At 42.1% G+C, this 18141-nt stretch carries 15 protein-coding genes; 8 read left to right on the top strand and 7 right to left on the bottom strand.

Annotation, left to right across the window (positions count from 1 at the left end; genetic code table 11):
• The first annotated feature begins 2 nt into the window (after nt 1–2).
• Entirely contained in the window at nt 3–773 is a 771-nt protein-coding gene (locus R2S57_RS13755; protein ID WP_316845526.1) for a hypothetical protein, read from the top strand.
• A 62-nt stretch (nt 774–835) separates the two neighbouring features.
• Here the strand turns inward: R2S57_RS13755 and R2S57_RS13750 are convergent, their stop codons facing one another.
• From R2S57_RS13750 to yhhA, 4 genes are read right to left on the bottom strand one after another with little or no spacing between them, the layout of a single operon-like run.
• Nucleotides 836–1672 (bottom strand): aKG-HExxH-type peptide beta-hydroxylase, encoded by an 837-nt coding sequence (locus tag R2S57_RS13750; RefSeq protein ID WP_316845525.1) that lies wholly within the window; start codon nt 1670–1672, stop codon nt 836–838.
• Nucleotides 1673–2260 carry a cyclophane-containing peptide 2OG-Fe(II) oxygenase YhhC gene (yhhC, locus tag R2S57_RS13745; RefSeq protein ID WP_316845524.1) on the bottom strand — a complete coding sequence of 196 codons (588 nt, stop codon included), beginning with the start codon at nt 2258–2260 and terminating at the stop codon, nt 1673–1675.
• Nucleotides 2253–3401: a cyclophane-forming radical SAM/SPASM peptide maturase YhhB gene (gene yhhB, locus R2S57_RS13740; RefSeq protein ID WP_316845523.1), complete on the bottom strand. Its 1149-nt coding sequence runs from the start codon at nt 3399–3401 to the stop codon at nt 2253–2255. Before yhhB ends, yhhC begins: the two co-directional genes overlap by 8 nt.
• Nucleotides 3391–3576: a YhhA family cyclophane-containing RiPP gene (yhhA, locus tag R2S57_RS13735; protein ID WP_316845522.1), complete on the bottom strand. Its 186-nt coding sequence runs from the start codon at nt 3574–3576 to the stop codon at nt 3391–3393. Before yhhA ends, yhhB begins: the two co-directional genes overlap by 11 nt.
• Before the next feature lie 449 nt (nt 3577–4025).
• Between yhhA and R2S57_RS13730 the strand changes: the two genes are divergently transcribed.
• Together R2S57_RS13730 and R2S57_RS13725 are read left to right on the top strand one after the other, a co-directional pair.
• On the top strand, nt 4026–5402 hold the full coding sequence (locus R2S57_RS13730) for a HEPN domain-containing protein (protein ID WP_316845521.1): 1377 nt from the start codon (nt 4026–4028) through the stop codon (nt 5400–5402).
• A gap of 5 nt (nt 5403–5407) precedes the next feature.
• Entirely contained in the window at nt 5408–6730 is a 1323-nt protein-coding gene (locus R2S57_RS13725) for a hypothetical protein (protein ID WP_316845520.1), read from the top strand.
• A gap of 46 nt (nt 6731–6776) precedes the next feature.
• Here the strand turns inward: R2S57_RS13725 and R2S57_RS13720 are convergent, their stop codons facing one another.
• Nucleotides 6777–7553, bottom strand: coding sequence for a hypothetical protein (locus R2S57_RS13720; RefSeq protein ID WP_316845519.1), 777 nt, complete (start codon nt 7551–7553; stop codon nt 6777–6779).
• A 346-nt stretch (nt 7554–7899) separates the two neighbouring features.
• Here R2S57_RS13720 and R2S57_RS13715 point away from each other — a divergent pair, with 346 nt between their 5' ends.
• Nucleotides 7900–9294: a hypothetical protein gene (locus tag R2S57_RS13715; RefSeq protein ID WP_316845518.1), complete on the top strand. Its 1395-nt coding sequence runs from the start codon at nt 7900–7902 to the stop codon at nt 9292–9294.
• 198 nt (nt 9295–9492) lie between these two features.
• On the opposite strand, the gene R2S57_RS13710 is transcribed toward R2S57_RS13715, so the two are convergent.
• On the bottom strand, nt 9493–10272 hold the full coding sequence (locus R2S57_RS13710) for a hypothetical protein (RefSeq protein ID WP_316845517.1): 780 nt from the start codon (nt 10270–10272) through the stop codon (nt 9493–9495).
• Between the two features lie 462 nt (nt 10273–10734).
• On the opposite strand from R2S57_RS13710, the gene R2S57_RS13705 reads away from it, so the two are divergent.
• The gene (locus R2S57_RS13705; RefSeq protein ID WP_316845516.1) at nt 10735–11466 is read left to right on the top strand and encodes a class I SAM-dependent methyltransferase; all 732 of its coding nucleotides are present in this window, start codon (nt 10735–10737) and stop codon (nt 11464–11466) included.
• Between the two features lie 39 nt (nt 11467–11505).
• Here R2S57_RS13705 and R2S57_RS13700 read toward each other — a convergent pair whose 3' ends face one another.
• On the bottom strand, nt 11506–11859 hold the full coding sequence (locus R2S57_RS13700; protein ID WP_316845515.1) for a hypothetical protein: 354 nt from the start codon (nt 11857–11859) through the stop codon (nt 11506–11508).
• Between the two features lie 313 nt (nt 11860–12172).
• Between R2S57_RS13700 and R2S57_RS13695 the strand changes: the two genes are divergently transcribed.
• From R2S57_RS13695 to R2S57_RS13685, 3 genes are all read left to right on the top strand, one after another.
• Nucleotides 12173–13507 carry a serine hydrolase domain-containing protein gene (locus R2S57_RS13695; protein WP_316845514.1) on the top strand — a complete coding sequence of 445 codons (1335 nt, stop codon included), beginning with the start codon at nt 12173–12175 and terminating at the stop codon, nt 13505–13507.
• Nucleotides 13508–14019: 512 nt separating this feature from the next.
• A complete protein-coding gene (locus tag R2S57_RS13690) occupies nt 14020–16437 on the top strand; it encodes a UvrD-helicase domain-containing protein (protein WP_316845513.1) in 2418 nt (805 codons plus the stop codon).
• A 306-nt stretch (nt 16438–16743) separates the two neighbouring features.
• On the top strand, nt 16744–17724 hold the full coding sequence (locus R2S57_RS13685) for a hypothetical protein (RefSeq protein WP_316845512.1): 981 nt from the start codon (nt 16744–16746) through the stop codon (nt 17722–17724).
• The last annotated feature ends 417 nt before the right edge of the window (nt 17725–18141 follow it).

The raw sequence follows: 18141 nt of genomic DNA, 5'->3' as shown, positions 1-18141 counted from the left end.
AAATGATCAAGATTGTAAAACCTATTGATATCCCGGAAGTTTTATCAACGCTTGGCGAGGAACAGAATTTGCTAAATAAAGCTGCATTTGACCTAGACCAAAACCTATATATCTCAGGGGTTGATAAACTCCCGATACTATCCAAAATTTACAATGGACCTGATGTAAAAAAAATCCTCAAACGTTCTCAGTACTACAAATGCTGCTTTTGTGAAAAAGAGCAAGCAGATGAATATGGCGATATTGAACATTTTAGGCCCAAAGAGGGATTTAAAGTTGCAAAAACCACCGCAAATTTAAAACCTGGATATTATTGGCTTGGTTATACATGGTCGAACCTGTTTTTCGTCTGTGGCCCCTGCAATAAAAAGAAAAGTACGTTGTTTCCTTTGACCGACGAAAATATGAGGGCTCGTTCCCATCATAACAATATCGCAGGCGAGTCTCCATTGCTATTGAATCCAAGTGGTCCCGAAGATCCACGTAACCATATCGTATTTGAAAACGAAATTGCAAAGGGTATGACCGAACAAGGGAGAACAACGATCGAAATCTGCGACCTAAATCGCAGCGCCATACAGGAAGCGAGAAAAAAATTGATAACGGATATACAGTTTTATATAGATAGCATGTTGAGTGTAAAAGATCCAAGGGACGATATTTACAAAAGGGCATTGAAATATATCAAAAATGCGATGACGCAAAAGGCACAATTTTCTGCCGCAGCCACAGACTACATCACCTCATCAGGAGTGTTAAATGCAAAAAAATAATTGTTATACGGCTTATTTTTGGACTTAAAGACGGTAAGTTAATTTTGCTGAAAGCAAAGCGTTTATGGCAATAGACCTGCTGCAAGGCTGGCCCCATCTTCGGTAAGCCCACCACATTTAGCAAAATCGTTCAGAAGCAATAGTTCTGCGGTAATCTGCTCAATCCGGAACTCCGCAAAATCCCGGACTTTAAAGTCTTTGAGCTCCTTCAACAGTAATAGGTAATAGTCCAGAACTGCCCTGAATACAAACATGCCATGCAGCACTCCCCTAACCGGACGCTCCGTTTCCCTCCATGGTGAATAATAGGTACTTTCGTTATCCCGGACCAAAATGACCTGTTCTTCTACCAGGGTAAGCAAAAGATGCATAGCTTCATGTAGTATCGACTCCGAGAGCCTTAACGATTCAATTTCTGAGGAATCTTCTCCAACAGAAACGAAAATAGTAAAAGGAATTGCGGGATGACTATAGCTTACATCGAATTCTGGTTCGGGCTGACGCAGCAGCTGCACCGCTTTTACCAGCAGGGCGACACTTTCACCGCATTCCCCTACGGAAAGCAATCTGGCGAATGCACTGCTTACCTTTTCCGATGCAGAAATTCTGTCCATCTCCGTTTTACCAAGCACATCCAAGCCATGCTCCAAATAAAGATGATTAAGCCTGACATCAGGAATTTCAATTGGCAGCCCATATGGTAATTTGTCGGAATCATAGTGATCAACTATATGGCGTCCCCCGAGCATCATCACGGAATGGTAACACGCGTTCTCTCCGATTTTCCCCTGCTTGACCAATTCCCGCCACTTCAGGCCGACAAGTTCGTTGGCGATAGCCAAATCCCAAAGCGGCAATGGACGTTTCAAAAAATGTTTGATATTGCGCAGAAGTTTCACTTAAAGCTTTTCGTTAAACGTATAGACCAATGTATATCTCTCAAAACCATGCACCGTCGAAACCGCATGAAAAGAATCCTGTGATATCTCAAAGCCAACGGCAGAATTATGCAGCGGCTGTACAATCTTGGCCACATCCTTCGGATCACGGGAATTGAAAAGCATCAAAAACCCTCCCTTCTCCTGTTCCCAGTCTTCATTCAACTGGATCACCAACCTATGGCTCTCATTTTTTCCAATAAAATCATTATGCACCCCCATCCTGTGCCCGTTGATGAGTTTATGCGCAGTCAGCCCCACAAGCTCTAGCTCGCCTACCGAAAAGCGTTCCTCCATTATATTCTTGACGTTTCCCACTGTAGTTTCATCCATCAACCATGAAATTTCTTCTGGTAGCTTACCATCCAATAAACTAAACTCGTACTGGGTGTAAAAACTGGTCTGCGTAAGATGCCACCTATCGGTATGCTTAAACCAACTTAATATATCTCCGGCGGATGTTTCTTTAAAAACCGTCGAAACGCCGAAATGTGGAAATGGGCCCGTTGCCGGCTCCACTCCACCGAATACAAAATATTCCCTAGACATATTGTGAAATTAATTTTTTAACTCTTTCCTGCATCGCATCTATCAGATACATCTGATCGGAGCAGTATACCGAAGGGTTGTCAAAGCCGTTGCTTTCGCTCCAACGATGAAGGATCATGCCACCACCGCAAAGATCGAGATTTTCGCAGTTGCGGCAATTTAAATGTGCAGGCCGCTGCATGCGTTTATAGTCCAAAAAATCATTAGAATGGATGAATGGAATAAGCGTTCCATCCTTTATGTTTATCGGCTCATCGAATCTATCCGCTCCGTTAAAGGAGCTTTTAAGCGTATCGTTCTTCATCACTGTACCGTCGGTGTCGATAATGATGATGCCAAAATCAGTTAGTCCCATTCCCTCTTTCGAAACTGTCCCTCCCAACATCACTTTGAGCATATCATCCAGCACCCGGATCGGAAGCGGATCGGCATCACTCAGGTATACATCAAGCAACCGAACCATCCAGTCGCCATATTCCAAAGAAAATAAAGATTTTTTACCGAGTGGCAAACGGTCGTGGTTACCGTCCTTGTAAAGAAAATCAACGCTTGGAGCTCCCATTTCCTTAAAAAAGGTATAAACGTCAACTGGATCGCTCTGCGGATCCACTACCGCAAGCAGACCAGCATTCAGAAACGCTGCATCGACATGCCGGCGCAGGATTTCGATTCCAAGAACAACCTTTTCAAAAGTCCCTTCCCCACTATGTCCTACCCTGAAACGGTCATGTATCGCCTTTGGTCCGTCAATGCTCACTGCCACGCTGGCCCTGTAGTATGAACAGATATCCAGTATTTCGTTGCTAATTAATATTCCGTTGGTCTGTATGCTGATCGGATAGAGCTCAGGTAGCACCTCTCTTAGTGCATGCAACAGTTCCTTCAGTCTTGTTTTACCAAGGAGAAAAGGCTCGCCGCCATGTAACACCACACTAAAGGGCTTCTCCTGTTGGGAAACGATCTGTCCCAGTGATACACACATGGCCCCTAAGGTATCGGAATCCATGAATTTGGAAAGCCGTGACCAGTTATCGTCCCCCATGTGATATACATAACAGTAGCTGCAGTTGATATTGCAGCGACTGGCCACCTTAACCAGTATGGTATCAATTTCGCTCTCCGGAGCGATCCTATCTACCACGGTTATGGCGGTTGTGCGTCCTATTGTAGGAATTAACCTTATTAGCACGGTCAAAATCGATCTCACCAATCAGTCTTTTCAATACTTCATTGTCCATCTTAGCTGGATCTATTGTTAGGGGCTGCCTTAAAAAAACCTTTTCAGCATCTAAATTGCTAATGTTCAATTGTTCCATATACTCCGTGATTTGGGGTTAAAGTTATAAAAAAAAATAGCCCGAAATTTTATTATTCACAAATAACTAAAATACAGACACTTAAATTAAAAAAATCACAAAACAGAACAAACCCGTTTTATACATTACATAGCAATACATAACCACTTAAAACACTTATTTTCAGTATTTTACTAGCTTTTAAATTAACTGACCCACCAATAATCTAAAAATAAAAAATAGCGCTATGCTACATTTTCCTTTTTTTAGGATGGTTATCTCTGTTTGCATGACAGTTCGCAAGAGATACATTACAGTTTAGTTCATATATTTCAATAAAATTTAAAAACCTCATCTAAACAGCCTTAGGATGATGTCGACAGCTCATGTTTTTTGCTTAGTTTTGATCGAAACCTTATGGCGCAAGTAAGGTCAAAACTTCTAGAACCACAGATTAACAGCTCAGAAAATTGACAACAGAAAACCCTACAGCCTCAGCGCTAAACGAATTCGGCAAATACAGTGAGGCGCTGACCAACATCATCTATAATCTACTGATTGCCAATCCGGATCTCTTGAAACAATACGAGTCACAACCTTTCCAATATCAGGAACTAGATGACTTTAGCTATGGCTTAAAAGGACCTGAATATACCGGTGCATCATTCAGGTCAACGGAAAAGCGCACATGGATAAGAACCAGCCTTTTAGTCTCGAAAGCCATATCCCAGTCCCCTGATTATCTTGAGTGTGAAAAATACTTACAGGACCGCTTTGGACACATTTACACCCACTCCTGGTTCGGACAATACCTTCATCAGCTGATAGAGATTATCTGCGCCACCCCTAATGCCTCCAACAGTTTAGCAATAGACGCGTTAAACACCAAACTAATCAGAAGTCTTTCGGGCAGTGAACTACCAACCTCTATCACAATTGAACTTGACGGGCTAATATTGGAATCCAGGGAGATAATCCTGGAAGAGGGGATCATTCTGAGACAAACCCAAAAGTCTGATTTTGAAAAACCCATCGAACCACTGAAGGGAGATTTCTTTGGCTCGCCGAGACCAACGGCCATACTTGAGCTAAAAGGAGTATGCAAAAGAGGGGAAACAGGTGATTTAAGCAAAAAAGCCCAGACCATCCTCTATCAACTTACATTATTCTTTACCTGCAGTGTACAATCGGTTTTGGAGGAAATGGAGCAGGAATCTATCACAAAAGCAAAAAGCGCAGGTTTCTCCGGCACCAGGCGTATCCGGAACTTTGCTCCGCAGACCATTTTAGCCACGGACGAAAAACAGTTGATTTGCTTTCTGCAAACGTTGGAGATCCCTCCACATCTACTCAGTTCTGGGAATGAACATCAGGACTATCTCAGCACCGCTTTCGACAGGTATCGGGACGCACTGACGGAAGATGTAGTTTTTGAACGCCGGGTGGCTACTGCAGTTATGGGAATAGAAGCGCTCCTATCCTCCGAAAAGCAGGAGCTGTCTTTTAGAATTCAGACAAGAACCGCAAGGTTACTTTCTCTTTTTGATCAATCCAGTGCTCTGGAAATAAGATCATTTCTCGCTACCGCCTACGGGGTAAGAAGCCATTATGCCCACGGAGGCTTTCTAACCAAAAGAGAAAAAGATAAAATTATCAGGGCTTTTGGTGACCTGAGCGTCTATGCAAGGAACATTATCGGCCTGCTCCGCAAACTGATTGTGATTTTCATTGCCATAAAGGCAGATAAAACGCAGTTGTTATCTTTGATTGATGACTCACTAATTGACGAGGATAGTCTGACGAAACTGAAGTTATACACCGTAGATGCCACTATATTCTACAGATAGAAGATATGGAAAATAAGATCGAAGAGTGCTTAAATGCACTACCGCAAGCATTGATCCCAACAACTGTCCTACCATCTCCAAATTCATCTATTGAACTCTTCAATGGAGCCTTCCAGATCAGCTTTGGTGACAATCCGATAGATTTTTTCGGAGAAATCACCTTCTCCTGGAAACCTAATCCCCACATTTACTTCAAGGCAGAAACCAGTGTCGATATCTTTTCCAGGTCAAATGCCCCTGAAAAACTCCTGATAAAAGATATGCAGATCGAGCACGGAACAATCCAATTGACTGCGCAGCGAAATAACATGGTAAGGGGAAAAATCACCGGTCCTTTCCGGATTGTTCACCAAAATAAACATGTCGACAGGATCACCTTTGAAATCCCTAATCTCCGTAACTACAACGGTCTACCAATCAAAAATGGCAGGAATTTCTCCCGTTCAAGACTTCAGTGGAAGGACGAAGCTTTTACCTTCACCATTGATCAGCTTGGTAATTTCTCCTCAACCCTTGAAAAATTAAAAGAGGAAGGTGGATTCGGCCTTACACATACGGGAGAAATCCAGGCCACTTCCGGGGTAATTGATCCGAACGAGATAAGTGATATAACTGACCGACTGAGGCTTTTCATTAGCTTCTTAAATGGAAAAAAGACATTTCCAACCTTCTTGCACTGCTATGCGGGAGCGGAATGCGTGTGGGAGGATTATTCACCTGCCGATTCCGACGGATACCTGGAAATAGATACCTGGCTTCCATTTGTCAAAGACCCCAAACTGGATGACCTATGGCAGGGCTTCAATGTGGCTATTAAAAATGAAGACGACTATCAGTGTGTCGATTATATGCTGCACTGGCTTTTTGAAGCCAACAAAAACAGTGCTTTGGTGGAAGGCTCGATTGTACTGCTACAGAACGCTTTTGAGCTCTTATTCAATTGGAAGTTGAAGAAAAAACAAGATGGAAAGCTGAGCGCAGATGAAAAAATCAGGAGACTTTTACAGCATGCCGCTATTGATGTCGGTTTTCATCCGGACTACGATGAAATGCTAAGCGAGCTAAAGTCCACGGGGCTTTACTTTGACGACTTTCCCAGGCTATTCACCCTGATCCGTAATGCAATTGTCCATTCTGATCAAAACAAACGTACCCAGCTTGCTAAATTTTCCGGAATAAACAGATTTTATATCAAACACATCGCGCTTCATCACATGGAACTATTATTGCTTCACCTATTTGGCTATAAGGGTATGTACTGCAACCGCCTGCCAATGGTCAGATATACCGGTACGAACGAAGAACAGGTCCCATGGAATCCCCTATGAACAACACCTAGATTCATCGCCTAAATGGTGTAATATGCCGGGCCAATTAAGATTCAGCAACAACCTTGATAATATTTAGCGCTTCGCTTGCAGATTTGCTGTAATCATTATGCCTTCTATCCAGAAATAAAAATAATGCAATATTATACATCGGAAAACTGATAAAGATGTATTCATTCGGCTTGGAAAAAAAATTGAAATGCGGTACGACTGTTTTTAGGATAACCAATGAGTTTAGATTCTTATTTTTTGCCTTGACCGTGATTCGTTGTTGGGCATTGCGGATCCAATAATACGCTTTCCATGGCTGCATCGAGGTAAAATGCCGCATCATGGATACCGGAAATTTTCCCCACAAGGGATCATACTCTAAATTATGGTATTTGAGATATTTCCTTCGACAGTCCAGAACTTGTAGTTTATAGTCAATAATTTCCAGCCAGCGGATTATGTTGAACAAATCAGCATCGCTACAAAGTTTTAATTCATCCAGCCCCATAATAGCCTTGATAATATACCTTTCAACGCATGCCAGTACGGAGTTGTTGCATTCAGCACATGCTGGTACCACAGCCTTATTGTAGGTATGTGTTTGTTTATTTACTCCTGAGACCATGGTGCTGTGCAGTTCATGTTCAACAACCCATTTTGGCAGAACATGTTCCCTGGTTATATCAATGGAGGAATTACAAAAAATGCAAATTTCGCTACCGGGATGGAGAGTGGCAGGATGGAACTGCATTACCACCTCCTGCGCTATAGCTTGACCATGCCGTCTTAAATTCACTCGCAGTACCCTAAATTTTTTATTTAGTTCCTTCATGGATCCGTCTTAAAAAATATATTTTACAATTCTAGTTCCCACATTTAATTCAAAGCAAGTACCGAAATTACATATGATTTTCCATTAAGTTTTATATCAATATATATAGACTTGGATTGTCAGCCAATAAAAGATAAGCACCAGATGTTGATCAAGGCCATATTGAAGTTTAATCTACCTGATCGATCCTTCAGCCGCTAAACTCAAGATAAATTTCGCTCAAAACTATTGCTGTTGTATCGTAGAGGCAATCAATTCCCTTATCATCCGGTGCCAAAAACCTTTTTGCATAATATCAGGCAATGAGCTGTCTCAGTTGAAGGTCCGGATACTTTTCTACAAATGAATGCAACAGGATTATGATGTCCAGGCCTTAGTAGCTTTGAAGTGGCATTATCCACCAGCTTCCTTACCGAATTATACAAAAATGGTCTTGGCCCATCAATCAATATATCGGACAGAATTCATATATTTAAGAGCCAGGAGCTCTAAAAAAATATCAACCATGATTGGACAGGAACTTAAAATATTATTTAATGAGGACAAAGCCTACTTAACCCCGAACCGCTCAATGACATTTAAGCAGATCGGCTTGGAACATATAGAAAAAAAAGTTTTTCGGTTCCCCGCATATTGGACTTTCAGGATAAAGAAGTATATTGAGCATGAGCGGAGAATATTCTGTGATATATTATCCTATAATATTGGGGAAACGGATTTTGAAAGTAACCAGAAACAACTTTCAGCCATCCTAAACACCCTGGAAACCGTAACCTTCCGCAGCATTGATACCGGAGGACTACTCAACACCTTATCGGGCGGAAATACTGGTTCACTATCCCATCCCCCAAGTATTACGACAAACAGAGCAGCACACTACCATAATTACGAGCCGCTTCCAAGACCTGTCCAAAAGCGGACTATTACGGAAACATTTTTTATACCATTAAAAAATGTGCGTTTCATCTCCGGCGGGGTATCCATTGATATTAAAATTCAACAATTAAGCAAGTCCATCGAATTCACGATTTTCAACGGGGATATCATCGCAGAATTCGATGCGGTCAAGAATTACTTTGCAAACATCCTCAAAACAAAAAATATTCAGGTTACTGCCATTATTGATGTATCTGATAATGAAGTCATATCAAAATCCGCCCAATCACCGCAAATAGATGAGATCAACAAGGAATTAATCGAAAAGGTTAAATTTGAATTTTTAAAGGACGCCAGGAAAAAAACAAGTGTAGATATTGACAAAAATCTCTTTACAATGGAAGAGTATCTGGAAGCATTTACCGACAGTAAACTAAAGTCAAGCACCTTTTTCAATAACGACAAGGAATTTTTGGAAAACCTGTTGGAGGTATCAAACACCAAGCATTACAAACACCTGAGATTTCTATCCAGCAAACACGCCGGTGGAGTGATGAAGCTCAGGTTTACCCACAACCCATTTTCATTCTTCTTCCTGATTGAAGGTGAAAATAACTACCATGTCGTTTGGGAAACACTGAACACAGCAGAAGCAACCTACGTCTGGGGTATTAAAAAAGACCCTGATATTTTAAAGTCGACATTAAAACAATTGGAGGGCGTCATGAACATCATCAAAACCAAAGGTAGAATGGCTTACCTCCTCACGGAAGACGATTCATTTAGCCGAATCTTTCATGATTATACCAAGCCCGCTGATGGGTTTATTAAATGGAAAAGCGAGATCGAAAGTATGCTGACATAGAACGATCATATGGACTCAATGAAAGCGTACTTTCCCCCAGCTGAACCCACCATACAATTCAAACATCTAGAGAACAGCGGGTTAAGAACCATCAATGAAAAGAATCCTTGAATTAAGGCATTGGCGTATAAGAAGCTATGTTATATCTCTTCCTAAACATTATCACCATAGGCAAAAAATGTTGCCATCAATTTACTACTAAGCTTTGGAAGGATTTTTCTTAAAGTAATTGAATTTATGCAGCATTTTCGCCCCTTTAAACCCTCCAGGTATCATATTCAATGACCTCTTCTCTTTCTTATAACGTTCAACAATCCATTCCTCCCAGTCCATTGCACCAGTATGGCTTTGGTTGAGCACGATAAGTTCGGAATTCAGCATTACATTATCAGCATTTCTGTATTCCCTCCATTTCCTGTGAAAAAGCTTTTTACTGCCTTTCTCTATATCCCTGAAGTGCTCAGCCATCCGTACCAACCAGTTTCTACCGGTTATCCCGCAGTAAAAAAGTTCATCCCGCTTTGGCTCCCCCCTTTCATCGAACAATGTAATGCCATGTCCATAACATTGATATCCACGCAATGGATCGCCAAATCCTTTCATAAGGCATTGTAATGGTAGATGTATAACCCAATTTGTTTTTTTTACACCGGTGATCATAATATGTACTACCACCCGCTGTTCATCATATTCTCTTGCGAATTCCTTGTATTTCCTGTAATCCCGCAAATCTCCATACAGTTTATTCGCCTTGATATCAATCTCTAAAACAACATCCGCATCAACTTTTGCAAACTCCTGCCGTGCAACATCCCTTTTCCCATAAAGATTATGCTCAAAAAGGTGATTGGGCAAATTATCACCATTCATCGCCAATGAAATCAAATAATAATCAAGAAATTTCGCTACCCTACCTGTCTCTACAGGAAGGTTGTTCCCGATCAATATGTCAACATTATCTTTCTCTATAAAAACCATAGTTTGCTACCTGTTATAAATATAAGATAACTTATGCAACTATTTTGCACATCCTATAAGCTATTGACCATAACATTCAGCATACCTCTGTCCTCTCCTAGAATCAAATATTAATCTTTAGCGAGACGTGGAGGTTCCAACAACGCGTGAGCGGGTGCAGCGGCATCCTCCCGCAGGGAGATACAGCGGAAGACGCGGTCCTTCAGGGACACGCCAAAAAAAATAAAACAACACAAATTTCTTCAACAATCCTGATTGATTGGACTACCGGAAATTCAGCTTATCTAATCGGCTTTACAGCTATTAACGGATGTTTTTTTAATCACTTTGAAAATTAAAAAAAAATATAATTATCAATATTGGAAATCCTGATAGCTAACCTTGAACAATAAACAGATATTTAATTCTAAACTTTGTTAAGAAATGGTATTTACGTATTTTCATAAAAATTAACCTCTCCTCATGGACACACAAATGCGCCTCTACTGGGAAACATTCTCAGAATTTTACACCACAAAAGAAATCATCAAGCTAGCCTTCAATCCCCTACGGGATTTCGAAGATGAACTGACCGATGGTGCAATCGTAGACTTTGGATGTGGGCAGGCCAGTTTCTTATTGGATTATGCCGGTAAAGGCAAAAGACTTATCGGCGTGGACAATGATAACTACCAGCTGGAACAGCTTCAGCTTAGGTTTGAGGAATTAGCCGCGTCAGAAAACCAGCTAATCTTGCAAAACCTGGATATCTTCAATGATCAATTACCGCAAGAGCACTATGCGGCTGTTTTCCTGGCCAACATCATGCACTTTTTCAATCTGGAAGACTGCGTCAAGATCCTGACAAAAATAGAGGCACAGTTATCGGCAGGTTCCTTCGTTTACATATCGGTTCATCCCGATCAATACTATGCCAACAACCCCGCTAGTCCCGCAAACAATGATTATTTTAAACATTACTTCACATTGGCAGACCTGGATAACTTATTCCCATCAGAACGTTATGAGCGGCTATTCTATGCCCACATCGAACGCAGCAGCACCAAAAAGGAACGAAATGTAAAAGAAGTCTGGGTAGACAAATTTCTTGACCACAACCAGATCCAACCAGGGAAACTGCGTGATATGATCCGCATGGAAAATACAGCAGATCATCCACAAAATGACCGGATCTGCGTTTATAGATTGTTATAATACATCCAGATGAAGGAAACACAGTCCATCAAACAGATCCTAAAACGAACCTGCTGAGAAATACGTTTTACCCAATTCAGTAAATGATAAATGCGGCCATTCATCTCCGTTATAACTGCCGATCGTGATATACCGGAGAATTATAAAATCCCAAATAATCTCCCTGATCCGACCTTTATCCATTGAATTTAGCTCGCTCTTATATGAAGTATTGGAAACGGCGGTAAATCCGATGCTCTGAGAATTCAGAAAATTTGCTGTGCGTGCAATTATCCCGTTATACTGAAAGCTGTCACCATTCATCAGTTTAAGCTGCGCTGAGACATGTTGCTTTAATTCCTCCTGACTAAGGTTCAGCCGGGGCATTTCAGGTTCAAATATGCTATAATTCATCTACTCTCATTTTTTTTAATCAGCCAGTTTTTTCTTTATAGTAGCCTTTGGTTATTCTACTGTTGCGGATATGGCTTTGAATACCACTTTCAGCACTGAACTAGTCTTTAGTAATTTCACTTCAGGAAAAATATATCCTTAAAGTTAACAAAAACACAACAAAACTGAGTTTTTCCGTGTCCGCAAAGAGCAGCTTTATTTATAAATCAGCCGTCCTTTTACTACATTTGAATTTAGCAAGGCAAGGGCGCAAAAGTATAAACATCGATGCAGACCGCCACTTTAGCCTGTTCATCCAGAATCAGACGACCATATGAAAAAGATTTTTATAAACTTATTTTTTATCCTTCTATGCATATCCAGCTCCCAGGCCCAACAGCTCAATACAGCAAAACTTGACAGTTTCTTCAATGCCCTTGATGCAAACCATAAAAGCATGGGCAGTTTTGCAGTTGCCAAAAACGGTAAGATAGTTTACCAGCGGTCATTGGGTTACAGCTCCCTTTCACCGGACAGCATCCCTGCAAGCGCTAAAACCCGGTACAGGATCGGTTCGATCACCAAGGTTTTCACAGCTGCGATGATCTTCCAACTGATCGAAGAGGGTAAGCTAACAATTGATACCAAGCTCTCGAAATATTTCCCCCAGCTTCCCAATGCTGAAAAAATCACCATTGGAAACCTACTCTCACACACCAGTGGGCTCATGGATTATGTTAACGAAGTAAGCGATAAAGACTGGATCACAACACCACATCCACGGGCAGAACTGCTCGATACCATTGCTGGAAGGAAAGTAAATTTTGAACCGGGTGCAAAACAGCAGTATTCCAATTCCGGATATCTGCTCCTGGCATATGTGCTCGAAAAAATCACCGGTAAATCCTATAGTGCTTTGCTGAATGACCGCATTTCGAAAAAAATAAACCTTAAGAACACAGTTTCCGGCATACCCAACAATAAAGGGCAGAATGAAGCCAGGCCTTATGCCATGCTGGACCATTGGACGGATGTCAAAGACATCTACTTTCCCAATGTGATTGGCGTTGGCGACATCCTTTCAACGCCCGAAGATCTGTTGAGCTTTATGGATGCGCTCTCATCAGGTAAACTCATCAATCAGGCCAGCTATGCCCAGATGAGCGCATTCAATGATAAAAACCCGTTTGCCATGGGACTGCTTCGCGTTCCTTTTTATGGCCAGACGGGCCTGGGCCACAACGGCGGAACCTATGGAACCTACAGCGTCCTTTATAGTTTCAAAGAAAGCGGCATCTCGATCTCCTCCAGCGTAAACGGCCTTAACTACCCGCTGAACGATATCTCTATCGCGCTGCTGAGCATCAGTAACGGTAAACCATATCAGATACCAAGCTTTAAGTCCTTCACGGTTAAAGCGGAAGACCTCGACGCTTATCTCGGCGTATACAGCACAAGCGCCCTGCCCATCAAGATAACGGTCAGCAAAAACGGCAATCAACTCATCGGTCAGCCCACAGGACAGTCTGCCCTTGCATTCGAGGCGGTAGCAAAAAACATATTCAAGTCGGATGCCGCAAGCGTTGTAATGGAGTTCGATGCAGCGAAAGAACAGATGACTTTGAAGCAGGATGGAAAAAGCTTCATTTTTAACAAAGAGAAAAAATAATCCGGACAAGGGGTATCTGAACCTCAAACAGATGCCCGGCAGTTCCACTAAACATATCGCTAAAAATTCGATCATTGACCAAATCATCTAACATCCGCCCGGATCCAAGCCTCTGCCTGGTATAACAAGAAAAGCGGCAGGCAGGGTAATCATGTATCCAAACACCTGGCATTCCGGCAGCCAGGCTCCTCACCGCAACCATCCCTCAACTGCATAAACTTTTCATAAGTAATCTCGATCAGTGCAGAATCATCCTCTACGACAATATCATTCACAGCAATCCCTTGAAAAAAGCCGGAATAGGCATATACAATCCCCTTTTCCCCAGAACCACATTTCCACGGCGCCGCCTTCCGGGTTTTCCACCGGGCAAATAAAATAGAAGCTAGAAAACGCAGGTATAATCACCTGCCTAAAGGAAGTTTCGGCCCGAAAAACTGACCCAAAATTTATTCCAATAAGCGATTTTGCGTATCATTGCAGCTTTATTTTATCGCCAGACAATACCATCCATGAACAAACAGCGCGGCCCAAGCGATGCAGTAAAAATCCTGCTCTTTATACTCACCTTTGGCGCGTGGTACCTCTACTACCGTTGGCATAAACGCATGGAGGATAAACAGGAACTGATTGCGCTGCTGCCTGCCATCGAAAAAGCAGCACTGGATTTCGGCCCCTACTTAGATGGCTCGCGTTACTTTGCCCATTACGACTACCGGCAGCTCAGCGCAGCCCATCAGCACCTGCTTTCCCGCATACCTAAGCATTATGCCAGATACGGCTTAACAACACAGGAGTTCAAAATAGTTGACCGCTTCGCCTCCCTGCACCGCGACATCGAAAAATACCGCACTGACTACAACCAGGCCTTTACCCGGTCAGAAATAGACCACTATCAAACATTCTTCTCCAGGCTGGAAAAATACCCGCTATCACAGCAGCAGATGCAGGCAGTGGTCAGTGAGGAGGACAATAACCTGGTCATCGCCGGGGCAGGTACCGGAAAAACCACCACGGTCAGCGCCAAGATCGCCTACCTGCTGCGCAAAAAACTCGCTTTGCCTGAGGATATCTTAGTGATCTCTTTTACCAATACCGCGGTCGAGGAAATGTATGAGCGTACGCTCCGCTTCTGTGGCAAGGGATCAGGCGTGGAAAACATCAATTTCCGAACCTTCAACAGTTTCGGCAACCAGGTCGTACGCTACTGCAACCCCCATCCCAAAACAATTGCCTTCGATGGAAAGGACTACCGGGCCAAGGCATTCCTGCAGGAGCGGTTCGATGCAATGTTTTTGCAGGACGAGGACTTCCAGTCCAAGGCCACCAATTTCCTGGCCTTCTTTAACCGTCCGGTCAAGGACGATTTCGAGTTCAACTCGGCAGCAGAATATGAGCGGCACTTGGAATCACAGCGCAACATCAGCCTGGACGGCCAGGAAGTGAAAAGCTTTGAAGAACTGCAGATTGCCAACTTTCTTTACCTGCATCAGGTGAACTATGAATATGAATCGCTCTTTCCCCTTGAACGCGAAGACCGCAATCCGGATTTCCAGCACTACGCGCCAGACTTTTACCTGCCCGGCTACGACATCTACCACGAACATTATGGCATCGATGAAAACGGAGATGTTCCGGCCTGGTTTTCCTACCGCGCCCCTTTTACCAGCGCAAGGGAATATTACCACCATGGCATACAATGGAAGGAAGGCATCCACAAAAAATATAAGACCAGGCTGCTACGCACCCACTCCTATCAGAACAGGAACGGTACACTTTTACGTTCGCTCAAACAGCAGCTTACTACCATGGGCGTGGTGATGAACAAAAGAGATCCAAAGGAAATCCTGGGCAGGTTCAAAAAAAGTGGCCAGGTGGACGGTTTCATAGGCCTGATCTACTCCTTTCTGAACCTGATGAAGTCTGCTGGAACGTTTCCCACTGAACTGAGGTCAAAGGAAACTGAACTGCGCTTTGCAGTCTTTCTTGATGTCTTCACCCCGCTTTACCAGGGCTATGAACAGGAATTAAAAAAGAAAGGTTCGATCGATTTCAATGATATGGTCAATCTGGCCACTGGTTATATTAATAAGGGCACATTTTCAAAACACTACAAATACATTTTGGTAGATGAGTTTCAGGACATGTCGCAGGGGCGTTATAAACTCCTTACCGCCTTGAAATCGGCAAACCCTGCCGCAAAACTCTACGCTGTTGGCGATGACTGGCAGTCGGTCTACCGTTTCAACGGCAGCGATATTTCCATCATTACCCACTTCAGCGAACATTTCGGAGCGACCGCCCACAACAGTGTACTGGAAACTTACAGATTTAACACCGAGATATTATCGGTCAGCAGCAGCTTTATCCAAAAGAACCCGGCACAGCTGCGAAAACAGCTTTCCTCGCCCTTTGATGCAACGTTTCCTGCATTTGCACTCGTACCGCTCACCTACCGGAGAATGAAAAAAGCGGAGGCAGATCTTTACCGGTTTGACCGCATCGATGAAATACTGGCCAGGATCCCGAAAAGCACAGCACGAAAAAACATCTTTCTCATCGGACGCTACCGCCACAACAGTCCACCGGATCTGGCTGTCTTGCAGAAAAAGCACCCAACTTTCCGTCTTACCTATCATACTGCCCATAGCAGTAAAGGGCTCACCTGTGATCATGCAATTCTGCTGGACGTAGATTCCGGAATATTTGGTTTCCCCTCAGAAATAGCCGATGACCCCGTGCTGGACTATCTGCTTAGAGATGGAGGCAGCTATGAAAATGCCGAAGAGCGCAGGCTGTTCTATGTTGCGCTCACCAGGGCACGCCATCAGGTGTTCTTGCTTTACAATAAAAGCCGCCCAAGCAAATTCGTCAGGGAACTCCGTAAAGACTATGGTCTGGAAACGATCGGCGAGCTAAAAATAGACTAAATGCAGAATTAGTTTCTGCCACAATGGGAAGTAACCTAAAAGTGGGTGAAAATACCAATCCTATTGACCCCACTCTGCCAAAACAGTAACACCAAGACAAGCAAATATTTACAATAAATTTATTCCCGGCCGAACGGGGGCAATCTATTACGGTTTATCCAAGCAAGGGCAGATAATTAATGAATTTACTTTTGAGCTTGAAATAATTGACGAGAATCACCCATATAGGCAAAATCATCAGTTTTATGTGACTAATTTTTCAGCACCAGCTATTCCAAATCAACTTATCCGAATTAAAAGAGCACAATGATGGAGAATATAATATTGATAAATAAATCATTAGATAATTTTGAATTTTCTGAATCCTATCGTGCAAAAGCATATGTAAGAAATTTCAATAGCCATATGGACTCTTTGATGGAAACTTGTTCCGTTCTTCACGCACTACCCATTAATGAAGATCAAAAATTTAAGTTTACTAACTCGGTATATTGGGAATGTGAGGCACTAGTATTAGAAAAGCTTGATGATGTTACGGATCAGTCCATCATTGACGCTCTAGCTAATTTGGAAGATAGACTTTATTCAACATTAATCGATAATCTAGGAACATTTTATAGAAATGGGAACGTAAGTTGGATAAACAAAATGTTGGATATGACCATTAACAATATTCTTTTAGGGGTGAAATTCGAATATTTTTCTCAAAGTAAGAATTATCAAAATCCTTGGACAGATGCCATCGACATCTTGCTCGAGAATCATTTGATTTACACATTTTCTGATGATGTATACGAACTTAAGGATTTGGGGCTAAAGATAGACTCAAAAGAGAGTACATTGGTTTCTGACAAATTAATCGGAGTTGCTGGAAAAGGTTACAAAAAAGAATTTGCAACAGGATATTTTAGAGATCTAACAGCTCTGAGGAATACACTTTATAATTTACTCGAGTCTGGAAGTAATAATAGCTCTAATCCTTTAAAAAGAGAAAAAATTGTAGAAGAAGTCCGTTCTCTGGGGATTACAGATAATGAACTTACAGACAGTAATATACAAAACTGGCTTATCAATCCTCTGAAGAGGAGTAATAGAATAGGATCAAATAAAGATGGTTATTTTGCAATCAAAGATGCTCAAGATTTGCTTACATCCTACAACAGCCATTTGGAAAATTTCATGGGATTTTACAGAACCTTGGAGAGGCATAAGAGACTTGGACAACAGTTTAATGTTTCTGAGGAACTACTTGACAAACACGTTCGTTTTCTCAAAGATCTGGATTAGAAAAAGTTAAATGTCTTAGTTGATTTTAATCAGATAGTGAAAAAATTCAAAATAATTGTTTATTTTATGCTAAACATGTATATTTATATATAGCAATTGCAGCTAAAACGTATTAAAAAAATAGTGAGTAATTCAATGAGTAGAATTACAAAACAGCCTAAAATACTATTTAAACGCTGATTTTAGCACTAGGTGCAAATCCCAGCGGGATCACAGAGTGATCAAAAAGACAACATGAAAATGTTGTCTTTTTTTTTGCGCAGCAAAAACTGGGATGAGAAGTATGATCCCGATTTTTATCGGGAAATCCCAGCGGGATCACAAAAGCCTTCAAGTCTAAAGCTTGGAGGTTTTTTGTTAAAATGAGATTTTGAGCGGGTCTGCGCATAGGAGCAAAAAATTTCTACGATAGGTCCC

The organism is Pedobacter psychrodurus (assembly GCF_032678585.1).
Lineage (GTDB): Bacteria > Bacteroidota > Bacteroidia > Sphingobacteriales > Sphingobacteriaceae > Pedobacter > Pedobacter psychrodurus_A.
This window is presented reverse-complemented; position numbering and strand designations above follow the sequence as displayed.